The 14,085-nt window shown below is 31.6% G+C and carries 14 protein-coding genes; all 14 read left to right on the top strand.

Annotated features, from left to right (window positions below; all coding sequences use genetic code 11):
• Positions 1-9 precede the first annotated feature (9 nt).
• The 14 genes from ylqF (at position 10) to B5F09_RS00425 (ending at position 14,069) form a co-directional block, all read left to right on the top strand.
• Positions 10-876, top strand: coding sequence for a ribosome biogenesis GTPase YlqF (gene ylqF, locus B5F09_RS00490; protein ID WP_087298456.1), 867 nt, complete (start codon positions 10-12; stop codon positions 874-876).
• On the top strand, positions 863-1,483 hold the full coding sequence (locus tag B5F09_RS00485; protein ID WP_087298457.1) for a ribonuclease HII: 621 nt from the start codon (positions 863-865) through the stop codon (positions 1,481-1,483). Before ylqF ends, B5F09_RS00485 begins: the two co-directional genes overlap by 14 nt.
• A gap of 69 nt (positions 1,484-1,552) precedes the next feature.
• A complete protein-coding gene (dprA, locus tag B5F09_RS00480; RefSeq protein WP_087370501.1) occupies positions 1,553-2,305 on the top strand; it encodes a DNA-processing protein DprA in 753 nt (250 codons plus the stop codon).
• A gap of 75 nt (positions 2,306-2,380) precedes the next feature.
• Complete coding sequence (gene topA / locus B5F09_RS00475) at positions 2,381-4,453, top strand: type I DNA topoisomerase (RefSeq protein ID WP_087370498.1); 2,073 nt, start codon at positions 2,381-2,383, stop codon at positions 4,451-4,453.
• Between the two features lie 59 nt (positions 4,454-4,512).
• Positions 4,513-5,817: a methylenetetrahydrofolate--tRNA-(uracil(54)-C(5))-methyltransferase (FADH(2)-oxidizing) TrmFO gene (trmFO, locus tag B5F09_RS00470; protein ID WP_087370495.1), complete on the top strand. Its 1,305-nt coding sequence runs from the start codon at positions 4,513-4,515 to the stop codon at positions 5,815-5,817.
• Positions 5,798-6,706 carry a tyrosine recombinase XerC gene (gene xerC, locus B5F09_RS00465; RefSeq protein ID WP_087370492.1) on the top strand — a complete coding sequence of 303 codons (909 nt, stop codon included), beginning with the start codon at positions 5,798-5,800 and terminating at the stop codon, positions 6,704-6,706. The genes trmFO and xerC overlap by 20 nt, the downstream gene beginning before the upstream one ends.
• Positions 6,707-6,869: 163 nt before the next feature.
• Positions 6,870-7,733: a 30S ribosomal protein S2 gene (rpsB, locus tag B5F09_RS00460; RefSeq protein WP_087298462.1), complete on the top strand. Its 864-nt coding sequence runs from the start codon at positions 6,870-6,872 to the stop codon at positions 7,731-7,733.
• 66 nt (positions 7,734-7,799) lie between these two features.
• The gene (gene tsf, locus B5F09_RS00455) at positions 7,800-8,687 is read left to right on the top strand and encodes a translation elongation factor Ts (protein WP_087298463.1); all 888 of its coding nucleotides are present in this window, start codon (positions 7,800-7,802) and stop codon (positions 8,685-8,687) included.
• Positions 8,688-8,854: 167 nt separating this feature from the next.
• A complete protein-coding gene (gene pyrH / locus B5F09_RS00450) occupies positions 8,855-9,571 on the top strand; it encodes a UMP kinase (protein WP_087298464.1) in 717 nt (238 codons plus the stop codon).
• A gap of 1 nt (position 9,572) precedes the next feature.
• Positions 9,573-10,118, top strand: coding sequence for a ribosome recycling factor (gene frr / locus B5F09_RS00445; protein ID WP_087298465.1), 546 nt, complete (start codon positions 9,573-9,575; stop codon positions 10,116-10,118).
• 190 nt (positions 10,119-10,308) lie between these two features.
• Complete coding sequence (locus tag B5F09_RS00440; RefSeq protein WP_087298466.1) at positions 10,309-11,061, top strand: isoprenyl transferase; 753 nt, start codon at positions 10,309-10,311, stop codon at positions 11,059-11,061.
• Entirely contained in the window at positions 11,061-11,843 is a 783-nt protein-coding gene (locus tag B5F09_RS00435) for a phosphatidate cytidylyltransferase (protein ID WP_087298467.1), read from the top strand. The genes B5F09_RS00440 and B5F09_RS00435 overlap by 1 nt, the downstream gene beginning before the upstream one ends.
• A gap of 1 nt (position 11,844) precedes the next feature.
• Positions 11,845-12,996, top strand: coding sequence for a 1-deoxy-D-xylulose-5-phosphate reductoisomerase (locus tag B5F09_RS00430; RefSeq protein WP_087298468.1), 1,152 nt, complete (start codon positions 11,845-11,847; stop codon positions 12,994-12,996).
• Positions 12,996-14,069, top strand: coding sequence for an RIP metalloprotease (locus B5F09_RS00425; protein WP_087298469.1), 1,074 nt, complete (start codon positions 12,996-12,998; stop codon positions 14,067-14,069). The genes B5F09_RS00430 and B5F09_RS00425 overlap by 1 nt, the downstream gene beginning before the upstream one ends.
• Positions 14,070-14,085 lie beyond the last annotated feature (16 nt).

The following is a 14,085-nucleotide window of genomic DNA, read 5'->3' as shown; positions in this document are numbered from 1 at the left end:
GGTGAGAATATGTCTAAACAGATCCAATGGTTTCCTGGTCATATGGCCAAAGCTAGACGGGAAATATCTGAAAAAATAAAGTTAATTGACATTATTATTGAACTAGTTGATGCTAGAGCACCAAAGTCATCAAAAAATCCTATGTTTGATGATATTTGTCAAAATAAGCCACGTCTAATCGTTATGACCAAAAAAGATTTGGCTGATGAAAAGTTAACTCAAAAATGGTTACAATATTATCAGTCAAAAGGTATGTATGCGTTAAGTGTAAACTTGAAAAATTTTAATGAATATCAATTAGTTATTAATACATGTAAAGAAATATTAAAAGAAAAAATGGAAAAAGAAGCTAAACGAGGGTTAAAACCACGAGCAATGAGAGCGATGGTTTTAGGAATTCCTAATGTTGGTAAATCAACTTTCATAAATCGTTTAGCTAAACGTAAAGCCACAGTAACTGGAAATCGTCCAGGGGTTACAAAAGCCCAGCAGATTATTCGCGTTGATAAAGATTTTGAATTATTTGATACTCCGGGTGTATTGTGGCCTAAGTTTGATGATTTGGATACAGCACGCAATATTGCTTTAATCGGTTCAATTAAACAAGACATTTTACCATTAGATGAATTGTTTATTTATGCAGTCGAATATTTACAAAAAAATTACGATAATGTTATCAGTAAACGCTATAATGTTGAAATTGATTTTGATAGTGATTGGGTTGAAAAAGTATATGATGATATTGCTAAAAATCGTAAAATTAAACCAATCCGTGGTTATACTGATTATGATCGTGTTATGGAAATCTTTTTCAATGATATTTTTAATGGCGAATTAGGAAAAATAACTTGGGAGTTACCTGATGAAACGTTATGAGTATGAAGAAAAATATTATCAGGCTGGTTATGATTATATAATCGGTTTAGATGAAGCTGGTCGGGGACCGATGGCTGGTGAATTAGTTGTTGCTGGTGTTATTTTTCCTAAAGGGTATTATGATGAACGAATAAATGATTCTAAGCAGTTAAGTAGTAAAAAAAGAGATTTTTTATATAATTTGATTATTGAAAATGCACTATTTTATAATATTGAAATCATTAGTGTAGAAGATGTCGATAGATTAAATGTTTATCAAGCCAGCAAAAAAGGAATGGAAAAGTGTGTGGAAGTGTTAAAACAGGAAAATATGTTTGCGCTTAGTGATGCAATGCCAATAAATTATCAAGATCATCTAGCTATTATTAAAGGTGATGCTAAAAGCATTTCAATAGCTGCTGCTAGTATACTTGCCAAAGTTACTCGTGATCGTTTAATGGTTAGTCATGCTTTACAATATCCAGAATATGGCTTTGAAAAACATAAGGGTTACGTTACAAAAGCACATAAAGAAGCTTTAGAAAAATTTGGGCCATGTCCAATTCATCGAAAATCATTTGCTCCAGTAGCTAAAGTATTGTCGAAACAAATGTCATTTGATCTTTAATGACATTTTTTTAATTGATTAAAAAGTAATTTTTTATTTAGCGGGATATATAATATAGAGGTGAATTCTATGGAAGAAATTTTGTTATATTTTTCTTTAAAGTATCAAGGCGATTTTGATAAAATATTTAAAGCTCTTGAACAAAAAGAAAAAGTAGATTTGAATTTAAAAGAACAATTATTTAAAACATTAAAATCCCGCTATACAACTTTAATATCTGATGATTATCCTGAATCATTAAAACAAATTGACTGTCCACCATTTGTATTGTACTATCATGGAAACTTACAATTAGTAAACAAAAAGTGTATTGGTATTATTGGAATGCGAAGACCAAGCAGTTATGGAGTTAAAATGGCTAAAAAGTTTGCCAATGAATTAAGTGATGAAAATTATGTTGTTGTAAGTGGGATGGCTTTAGGGATAGACGCGATTGTTCATCAAAGTGCAATTGAAAACCAGGGCCAAACTATTGCGGTATTAGGAAGCGGAATTGACTATTGTTATCCTAAATCTAATTTAAAACTATATCAAACATTAAAAAAAAATTATTTAGTTGTTAGTGAATATCCGGGTGATTTAGTACCTAGAAAGGAAAATTTTCCACGTCGCAATCGCATAATTTCTGGATTAAGTGAATCGATATTAGTAGTTGAAGCAAATCGTAAAAGTGGTACGATGATTACAGTAGGACATGCTTTAGAGCAAGGCAAAGATATTTTTGCGATACCTAGTAGGATTGATGATGCACCTGGTTGTAATTCATTGATACAGCAAGGTGCTAAATTAGTTTTAAATGTTGCGGATATTATTGATGGCTAAGGTAATTGTAAAAATTTTTATTGACAAATGTTTAAAAAAAAATAATAATTGAGTTAATCACGTGGAGGTAATGAGATGAGTAAAAAATTAGTCATTGTCGAATCGCCGTCTAAATCAAAAACTATTGAAAAGTATTTAGGAAGTGATTATGTTGTTACTTCATCTAAAGGTCATGTACGCGATTTGGCTACTTCAGGTAAAGAGGGTTTAGGGGTAGATATTGAAAATGATTTCGAACCTAAATATGTTATAAATAAAGACAAAAAAGATGTCGTAAAAGAGTTAAAACAATTAGTAAAAGAATCGGATGATGTATATTTAGCTACCGACCCTGATCGTGAAGGGGAAGCTATTTCTTGGCATTTAGCACAAGTGTTAAATGTTGATATGGATAAAGAAAATCGTGTGGTTTTTAATGAGGTTACTAAAGATGCTGTTGTAGATGCCTTAAAACATCCTCGTAAAATTGATCAGAATTTAGTTAAATCTCAAGAAACACGACGGGTATTAGATAGAATTATTGGTTTTAAGTTATCAAAATTATTACAAAAGAAAATCAAGTCTAAAAGTGCCGGGCGAGTACAATCGGTTGCTCTTAGATTAATTGTTGAAAGAGAACGGGAAATTGAAGCTTTTGTTCCTGAAGAATATTGGAAAATTAAAGCTGAGTTTGAAAAAAATCAAATTGAATTTTCTGGTGAATTAACAAAATACAATAACAAAAAAATTGAAATTAAAAATGGTGATGAAGCTAATGCGATTTATGAATCATTAAATAAAGAATTCGAAGTTGCTAATGTTAAAAAGACAACTAAAAAAAGAGAATCAAAACCACCATTTATTACTTCAACTTTACAACAGGAAGCTTCTTCAAAATTAGGTTTTAAAGCAAGAAGAACTATGTCAATTGCTCAAAAATTATATGAAGGGGTTGCCCTAGAAGACGAAACAGTCGGGTTGATTACTTACATGAGAACTGATTCAACACGATTATCAGATGTGTTTGTAAGTTCGGCTCAAGAGTATATTAGTGAAAAGTACGGAAAAGAGTATGTTGGAAAAGTTAAAGTTAGTAAGAAAAAAGAAAATGTTCAAGATGCCCACGAAGGTATTAGACCTACAAGTGCTCTTAGAACACCAGAAAGTGTAAAAAAATATTTAAAACCAGAAGAATATAAATTATATGCACTTATTTATGCGCGAGCTATGGCATCATTAATGGCTCCAGCTAAATTTGATGCTACTTCGGTTACGTTATTAAATAATGGTTATGAATTCAAGACAAATGGTTCAGTAATCAAATTTGATGGATATCTTCGAGTATATGGAGATTATGAAAAACAAACAAATGAAATTTTGCCAGAACTAAATGAAAAAGAAATGCTGGAAAGTAAAAAAGTTGAAAAGACACAACATTTTACTAAACCACCTGCAAGATATAGTGAAGCAAGATTGATTAGAGAAATGGAAGAATTAGGAATTGGACGTCCTAGTACTTATGCTTTGATCATAGATACTATTCAAACTCGTGGATATGTTGAATTGGTTGATAAAGCATTTAAACCAACTGAAACAGGAATCTTAACAAGTGATCGTTTGACACAGTATTTTAATGATATTATCAATGTTGAATATACTGCTAAAATGGAACACGAGCTAGATGATATTGCAGAAGGAAATGATGAATACGCTCACGCCCTAAGAACTTTCTTAGATAAATTCCAGCCATTATTGGATGAAGCATATGATAAAATGGAAGTCATTGCTCCTAAGAAAACTGGTGAAAAATGTCCAGAGTGTGGTCATGATCTAGTAGAGCGTAAAGGACGTTATGGTACATTTGTGGCTTGTGAAAACTATCCGGAATGTAAATATATAAAGAAAGATCCAGTTAAATTAGAATATACTGGAGAAACATGTCCAAAATGTGGTGGTAAGATGGTTTTTAAAAATGGCCGTTTTGGTAGATTTGAAGCATGTTCAAATTATCCAGATTGTAAATATATCAAAAATTCCAAGAAGAAAGAACCGGTTATGACAGATGAAGTATGTCCTAACTGTGGTTCACCAGTTGTAATTAAACAAGGACGCTGGGGTGAATTTAAAGCATGTTCAAATTATCCTAAGTGTAAGACGATTATAAAGTAGAACTTCGGTTCTGCTTTTGTTTTCGTTTAAGAAATGATAGAATAAATAAAGGTGATAGAATGGAAAAAGTTGTAAATGTAATTGGAGCAGGTCTTGCAGGTGTAGAGGCTTGTCATCAGTTAGTAAAAAGAGGATATCAGGTTCGTTTGTATGAAATGCGACCTAATCAAATGACTCCTGCTCATCATAGCGGGAATTTTGCAGAATTAGTTTGCTCTAATTCGCTTCGCGCTGATGGATTAAATAATGCTGTTGGTGTTTTAAAAAAGGAAATGGAAATGCTTGATAGTATTGTTATTAAATATGCTAGAGAGCATCAGGTTCCAGCTGGTGGTGCGTTGGCGGTTGATCGTGAGAATTTTTCTAAAGCAATTACTGAATATATTTCAAATCATCCATTAATTGAGGTGATTCATGAGGAAGTTAAATCTATTCCTGAGGGTCCAACTATTATTGCTTCTGGTCCTTTGACAAGTGATGCTTTAGCTTTAGCGATAAAAGAAAAACTTGGTGAAGAATACTTTTATTTTTTTGATGCCGCAGCACCGATCATAACTAAAGAAAGTATTAATTTTGATATTGCTTATTATAAATCGCGATATGATAAAGGGGATAATGAATATATTAATTGTCCAATGAATGAGGAACAATTTAATGCTTTTTATGATAATTTAATCAATGCTCAGGTTGTTAAACCTAAAGAATTTGAAGAAAAATTTTTTGAAGGGTGTATGCCTTTTGAAGAAATGGCTCGTCGCGGTAAACAAACACTTTTATTTGGACCAATGAAACCAGTCGGATTAAATACCCCAGATGGAAAAAGACCTTATGCAGTTGTTCAACTTCGTCAAGATAATGTTCAAGCAAGTTTGTATAATATCGTTGGTTTCCAAACTCATTTAACTTGGCCAGAGCAAAAAAGAATTATTCAAATGATCCCTGGTTTAGAAAATGCCCAGTTTGTTCGCTATGGTGTAATGCATCGTAATAGTTATATTTGTTCACCACGACATTTATTAAATACATATCAATTAAAAGAATCAATGGAAGTTTTTATGGCTGGACAAATTACCGGAGTAGAGGGATATGTTGAATCGGCTCAAAGTGGAATGGTAGCTGGAATAAATATGGCTAGATTGTTAGAAGGTAAAAATCCTTTGAAATTTCCGCAAGAAACAGTTATGGGAGCGCTAGTAAATTATATTACTAATGCAAGCGAAGAAGATTTCCAGCCAATGAAAGCTAATTTTGGAATCTTACCAGAACTTGAAACAAAGGTTAAGAAAAAGCAAAGAAAAGAAGCCTATGCTAATAGGGCGATTGCAACGATGGAGAAGTTTATTGATGAAAACGGACTTGGATAGATATGCTAGCCAGTTTTTAGATTTTTTACAATATCAACGACATTATTCTGATAAGACAATCGAGTCATATCATCGAGAAATCGAGCATTTTAAAAACTATTTAAAATCAGAGTTAATAGATAGTTATCAAGAAGTTAGTTATCAACTTTTACGGGGTTATTTAACAAAATTATATGATAAAAATTTAGCTAAATCTTCTATAAATCATAAATTAAGTGCCCTAAGAAGTTTTTATAATTATTTACTAAAAGAAGAATTAGTTGATGATAATCCGTTTTTATTAATTGAATCACAAAAAACAGCTAAAAGAAATCCTGATTTTCTGTTTGTAGAAGAAATGATGGGATTTTTAGATAGTATCGATACTAAAAATGATTTAGGAATTAGGAATAAAGCAATGTTAGAGCTGATGTATGCTTCAGGATTAAGATGCTTTGAGGTTGTTAATTTACAATTATCTAATCTTGATTTAGGTCAAATGTTATTGTTGATCCATGGAAAAGGTGGCAAAGATCGCTATGTTCCTTTTAATGAGTATACGCGAGATTGGTTAATTAAGTATCTAAGTGAAGCAAGAGTGAACCTAATGGCTAAAAATGAGGGACATAATTTTGTATTTGTAAATAAATTTGGCAATCCCTTAACTAATCGTGGGGTAGAAAACATTGTTGATCGATTGATGAAACAATATGATCCCACAAAAAAAATTCATCCTCATACGATCCGTCATTCTTTTGCAACCCATTTATTAAATGCTGGGGCGGATATTAGAACGGTTCAAGAATTGTTAGGGCATGAAAATTTATCTACAACGCAAATTTATACGCATATATCAAAGGAACATCTAAAACAAGTATACCAAGAAACTCATCCTAGAAATATTGAATAAATGCGATAAATTTTAGTAAAAATATGCTTGTATCATCTAAATTTTTATGTTAAAATATCACACGTATGAAAAATACACACATTATGGATTCATTTATCTAGTGCCAAAAGGTGATAAATGTTCGAAATAATGGAGGAAAAAACAAAAAGGAGGACGAAGTTACATGTCAGTAATTTCAATGAAAAAATTATTAGAAGTAGGTGTTCATTTCGGACATCAAACAAAAAGATGGAATCCTAAAATGGCTCCATACATTTTTACATCAAGAAATGGAATTTATATTATCGATTTACAAAAAACATCTAAAAAAATCGATGAAGCTTACAAAGCAATGAACGAAATCGTTGCTAAAGGTGGAAAAGTTTTATTTGTTGGTACTAAAAAACAAGCTCAAGAAGCAGTTAAAGAAGAAGCAATCCGTTCTGGAAGCTACTATGTTAACGCTCGTTGGTTAGGTGGTACTTTAACAAACTTCAAAACTATCCAAAAAAGAATTAGAAGATTAGTTGAATTAGAAAAAATGGAAGCAGATGGTACTTTCGATTTATTACCTAAAAAAGAAGTAATCTTACTTAAAAAAGAAGCTGCTAAGTTAGAAAAGAACTTAGGTGGAATCAAAGAAATGAGAAGATTACCAAACGCTATCTTTGTTGTTGATCCAAAAGCTGAACACAACGCAGTAGCTGAAGCTAGAATTTTAGGTATTCCAGTATTTGGTATCGTTGATACAAACTGTGATCCTGATGAAGTAGATTATGTTATCCCAGCTAATGATGATGCAATCAGAGCAGTAAAATTAATTGTTGCTGCAATGGCTGATGCAATTTGTGAAGCTAAAAATGAACCTTTAACTGTTGCATATGTTAAAGATGAAGATGATAAAGAAGTATCTATGAATGATGCTATTACTTCTGTTGAAAATAATCAAAGAAGAACTCCTAGAAATAAAGGTGGAAAACCTAATCCTAAGAGAAATAACGCTCCAAAAACAACTAATAAAGAAGAAACAGCTGGAACTCAAGAATAATTAAAATATAGGGAAAGCTAGTCTTTCCCTTTTTTAAATAAAAAATACATAAAGAGGAGAAAAGAAATGAAAATTACTGCAAGTTTAGTAAAAGAATTACGTGAAAAAACTGGTGCTGGAATGATGGATTGTAAAAAAGCTCTTGAAGCTTGTGATGGTGACATCGAAAAATCATTTGACTGGCTAAGAGAAAAAGGTATTGCTAAAGCTGCTAAAAAAGCAGATCGTATTGCTGCTGAAGGATTAACTGCATTTGTTGTAGAAGGTGATGTAGCTGCTATCGTCGAAGTAAACTCTGAAACAGATTTCGTAGCTAAAAACGCTGAATTCCAAGCTTTAGTAAACACAATTGCAAAAGCTGTTGTTGATAATCAACCTGCTGATTTAGAAGCTGCATTAGCAGTTAATGTTGAAGGAAAAGATTTAGCTACTGTAATTGCAGAAGCTAGTGGAAAAATCGGAGAAAAAATTAGCTTAAGAAGATTCCAAGTATTAACTAAAAATGCTGATGAAGAATTCGGTGCATATTCACACATGGGTGGAAAAATGACTTCAGTTGTAAAAGTTGCTAATACAACAGCTGAAAAAGCTCGTGATGTAGCTATGCATGTCGCTGCTTCAAATCCAACATATATTGATAGAACAGCTATTCCTCAAGAAGTTTTAGATCATGAATTATCTGTATTAAAAGCACAAGCTTTAGCTGAAAATGAACAAGCTGCTAAACCTAAACCAGAAAATATCGTTGAAAAAATGGTACAAGGAAGATTAAACAAAAACTTAAAAGAAATGTGTTTAGTTGATCAAGAATTTATTAAAAATCCTGATGAAACTGTAGGTAAATACTTAGGAGAAGGTAAAGTTCTTGAAATGGTAAGATTCCAAGTTGGTGAAGGAATGCAAAAAAGAGAAGAAAACTTCGCTGAAGAAGTTGCTGCTCAAATGAAAGCTTAAAAAGTCTAAAACGCCATCATTAGATGGTGTTTTTTTATGACTTAAGCCTACCTTGACTATTATTAGAAAATGTGATAAATTTTTTTAAGAAAAGAATCATTATAAAATTATAATGAGATGTTCATTGGGCATGAATCTTTTTATAAATTTAAAACAAGGAGACTAATATGAAGTATAATCGGGTATTATTGAAATTAAGTGGAGAAGCTTTAGCAGGAGATGATAAAACAGGTATTAATGCACATACTGTAGCTGACATTGCTCGTCAAATTAAAGATGCTAAAGAACTAGGTGTTGAAATCGCAATTGTTTGTGGTGGTGGTAACCTATGGCGTGGTAAAACTGGTGCCGATATGGGAATGGACCGCTCTAGTGCAGATTATATGGGAATGCTTGCAACAGTAATGAATGGTTTAGCGGTTCAAAATGCATTAGAAACAATTGGAGTTCCAACAAGATTATTATCAGCAATTGAAATGCGTCAAGTTGCAGAACCTTATATTCGCCGCCGTGCTATCCGTCATTTGGAAAAAGGACGAATTGTAATTTTTGGTGCGGGAACTGGAAGCCCATTTTTTACAACAGATACAACTGCAGCTTTAAGAGCAGCCGAAATCAATGCTGATGTAATTTTAATGGCTAAAAATGGTGTTGATGGTGTATATTCAGCTGATCCTAAAGTTGATCCTAATGCAAAACGTTTTGATTCAATTTCTTATTTTGATGTATTACAAAAAGATTTAAAGATTATGGATCAAACAGCAATTACATTATGTAAAGATAATAATATTGATTTATGTGTATTTAATATGCAAGAAGAAGGTAATATCGCTAAAGCATGTAATGGCGAAGTTATTGGAACAACAATTTCAGGAGGAAAATAAAATGATAGATTTAATCTTAGAAGATGCAAGTGAAAGAATGAAAAAAGCAATTGAAGCTTTTCAACGTGATTTATCAACAATTAGAACTGGACGTGCTAACCCTAATATGTTAGATCGTGTTATGGTAGATTATTATGGTTCACCAACACCAGTTAATCAAATTGCTGGTATTTCTGTTGTTGAAGGTCGTCAATTAGTAATCAAACCTTATGATAGATCTAGTATTAAAGATATTGAACATGCTATTTATGAAGCTGGATTAGGATTAACACCACAAAATGATGGTGAATTAATTAGAATTATGGTGCCAGCATTAACAGAAGAAAGACGTCGTGAGTTTGCTAAAAATGTATGGAAATTTGCAGAACATGCAAAAGTATCTATTCGTAACATTCGTCGTGATGCTAATGATGAAATAAAAAAGACTGATGCTCGTGAAGATGAAGTAAAAGATGGTCAAGAAAGAGTTCAAAAATTAACTGATAAATTTGTTAAAGAAATTGATGAAATTGCTAAAAACAAAGAAAAAGATATTATGACTGTATAATAAATAAATTAGGACGCTTAGCGTCCTTTTTATTTTGTTTTTGGTATTGTTTGTATTTTAAATTTTTATAATAATATAGTTTAAAATCAATTATATAAGATTGTTTGGTTGTATTCATGATTTAGCTTAGACTTTTTTTTACCCGCATTTTGTGGTATAATCTCGACGAGTCATACAGGAGGATTAGTAGATGTTTTTTAAAAAGAAGAATAATGAAATAAATTATCAAGATCTTGATATGAATAATATTCCTGGACACATTGCTTTTATCATGGATGGAAATGGGCGCTGGGCTAAGCAAAGAAAGATGCCTCGTACTTATGGTCATCATGAGGGAACTAAAACAATTAGAGATATTGCATTAAGCTGCAATAAATTAGGAGTTAAAGCAATGACTGTCTATGCTTTTTCGACTGAAAATTTTGCTCGTCCTAATCAGGAAGTGCAATATATATTTAAATTACCAAAAGATTTTTTCGAGTCTTATATGAAAGAATTGATGGAAAACAATGTCAAAATTACTACTATCGGTCATTTAGAAATGGCCCCTCAAGAAACCCAAGATATTATTAATAAGGCGATTGAAAAAACAAGTCATAATACTGGCCTTATTTTGTGTTTTGCGTTTATTTATGGTGGTAGAGATGAAATTGTATGGGCAGCTAAAAAAATAGCACAGAAGGTAAAAAATGATGAATTATCAATTGATAATATTGATGAAAATATCTTTAATCATGAATTAATGACTAAGGATTTACCAGATGTTGATTTAATGGTCAGAACAAGTGGAGAGCAAAGATTGTCTAATTTTTTACTATGGCAATTAGCTTATGCTGAATTTGTATTTACTGATGTTTATTGGCCTGATTTTAATGAAGAAGAATTGAAAAAAGCAATCTGGTTATATCAAAATCGAGATCGCCGTTTTGGAGGTTTAAAATAATGAAGCAGAGAATTATTACTGCGATAGTTTTAATGATTATCGCAATTCCTTGTGTGGTTTTAGGAGGATATTATTTTAAAGCTTTAATAGGAGTTGTTTTAGCTTTATCAGTATATGAAATGTTACATATTTGTACTCGACCACGGATAAAAATATATTTATATGTAATTGTTTTATTGTTTTTCTTATATGGATTTATTTTTGATTTAAATGATTTATTTATTGCATCGTATGGAATTTTAGTGTTTATGGTTGCTTTATTTGCAGCTACTATATTTGATGAAACATTAACAATTGAAAGAACTGGTTATATTTTTACTATGGGAGTATTAATTGCAGCTGGCTTACATGCAATGTTAGTAATTCGTAATCAATATGGTTTTCAATATGTTATTTTATTAGCTCTTGCAACGTATGGTAGTGATACAGGAGCTTATTTCACGGGAGTGCTTTTTGGTAAACATAAATTAATACCACGACTTTCACCTAAAAAAACTATTGAAGGATCAATTGGTGGCATTGTTTTGGGTACCTTATTATCTGTAGGATATGCAAGTTATTTAGGTTATCTAGATAGTAATATGATTTTAATTCCAGCATTCTTTGTTTTAACGATTACAGGACAAATTGGTGACTTAGTTTTTAGTGCTGTTAAGCGTCATTTTGGAGTAAAAGATTATTCTAATTTATTACCAGGACATGGTGGAATTTTAGATCGTATTGATAGTATAGTATTTAATTGTGTGGTTTTTAGTTTCTTTTTAGTTATGGTGAGGTTATAAAATGAAAAATATTACAGTTTTAGGAGTTACGGGATCAATAGGAATGCAAACTGTTGATGTAGTAAAAAATCACTTAGATAAATTTAAAATTGTTGCTATGTCCGCAGGCTATAATATTAAACAGGTAGAAGAAATTCTTGAAATGATCGATGTTGAGTATGTTTGCGTTGTTCAAAAAAAGGATGCTCAATATTTACAAGAAAAATATCCTGATTTAAAAGTAACTTATGGTCAAGAAGGTCTGATAAAAATAGCAACTTTACCACAAATTGATATTGTTTTAAATGCAATTGTTGGTTTTGCTGGACTAGTGCCAACTATTGAAGCAATTAAAGCAAAAAAAGATATTGCTCTTGCAAATAAGGAAACATTAGTAGTTGCTGGGCATATAATTACTAAACTGGTTAAAGAAAACAATGTTCGTTTATTACCAGTAGATAGCGAACATTCAGCAATTTTTCAATCTTTAAATGGTGAAAAGCACCAACAGATAAAAAGAATAATTTTAACGGCTAGTGGTGGCAGTTTCCGTGATAAATCACGTGATGAATTAATTGGTGTTACTGTTGAAGAAGCATTAAACCATCCTAATTGGTCAATGGGAGCGAAAATTACAATTGATAGTGCTACGTTATTCAATAAAGGTTTAGAGGTTATTGAAGCTAAATGGTTATTTGATGTATCATATGATCAAATTGATGTTTTAATTCATCCTGAAAGTATTATTCATTCAATGGTAGAATTTGTTGATACTTCAGTAATTGGACAACTAGGTAATCCTGATATGCGTTTACCAATTCAATACGCTTTGACATACCCTGATCGTGATGTTTTGGTTAATGGGGAAAGTTTAGATTTAGCTAAAATAGCTTCATTGACTTTTAAAAAGCCAGACTTAGATCGTTTTAAAGCTTTAGCGCTAGCTTACAAGGCTGGAAGAACAGGCGGGAGCATGCCATGTGTTTTAAATGGTGCTAATGAAATGGCTAACGAATTATTTAGAAATAACAAAATTGAGTTTTTACAAATTGAAGAACTTGTTGAAAAAGCTTTAAAAGCACATCAGGTAATTAGTGATCCTACATTAGAACAGTTAGTTGAGGTTGATAGCTGGGCTAGAAATTTTGTTTTAAAAGAGATAGGAGAAGATTAATGCAGACATTAATAAATATAATTGTATTTATTTTAATTTTAGGAATTGTCGTTTTAATTCACGAGTTTGGACATTTTATAACTGCTAAATCTTTTGGAGTTTATTGCAGTGAATTTTCTATTGGAATGGGGCCTAAATTATTTTCTAAAAAAATAGGGGAAACTGAATATGAAATTCGAGCTTTACCTATTGGTGGTTTTGTTTCAATGGCTGGTGAAGCTGATAATGAAATAGAAGAATTTAAGGATGTCCCTTTTGAAAGAACAATTAATGGAATCAGCTGCTGGAAAAAAGTTGTTGTTTTTTTAGCAGGAGTTTTTATGAATTTTATCTTATCAATTGTAATACTAATTGGGGTATATTCATTCATTGAAGTTCAAGACAATACACCTGTAATTGGTTCGGTTAGTGATAATGGTCCTGCGATGATGGCTGGAATTGAAGCGGGAGACCGTATTACTAAAATTGCTTATGATGGTGAAGAATATATTATTGGTTCTTATGACGATATTCGTGAGGTAATGGGAAAAATTGAATCTGATGATAAAACTGTAACTGTCGAGGTTGAATTAGTTCGTGATTCAAAAACATTAACAAAACAGGTTAATGCCCAATATAGTGAAGAAAGTGGAATGTTTATATTAGGAGTCATTTCAGGAACAAGACAACTTAGCTTTTTTGAAGCGGTAAATTATGCTTTTGATCAGTTTAAGACATTATCACTATTGATTTTTACTACTTTAGGACAATTATTTACTGATACAGCTAATACGATTGGACAATTATCGGGGCCAGCTGGTATTTATTCAACTACTGCTCAAATAACGGCGACCGGTTCGATAAGTCAGTTATTGATCTTTTTAGCATTGATTTCAACTAACGTTGGTATTTTTAACTTATTACCGATTCCAGGTCTTGATGGCTGCCAGGTGATTTTTGCTTTGGTTGAAAAAATGATAGGTCGTGAATTACCGCTAAAATTGCGCTATGCTTTACAGTTAGCTGGTTTAGCGTTAGTTTTTGCTTTATTAATATATGTAACAATTAATGATGTTTCGCGAATATTAGGATAATGGGAATTAATTTTCC

This window comes from Erysipelatoclostridium sp. An173 (assembly GCF_002160495.1).
Lineage (GTDB): Bacteria > Bacillota_I > Bacilli_A > Erysipelotrichales > Coprobacillaceae > Thomasclavelia > Thomasclavelia merdavium.
The sequence above is the reverse complement of the archived record's forward strand: the minus strand, read 5'-3'. Positions and strand labels throughout refer to the sequence as shown.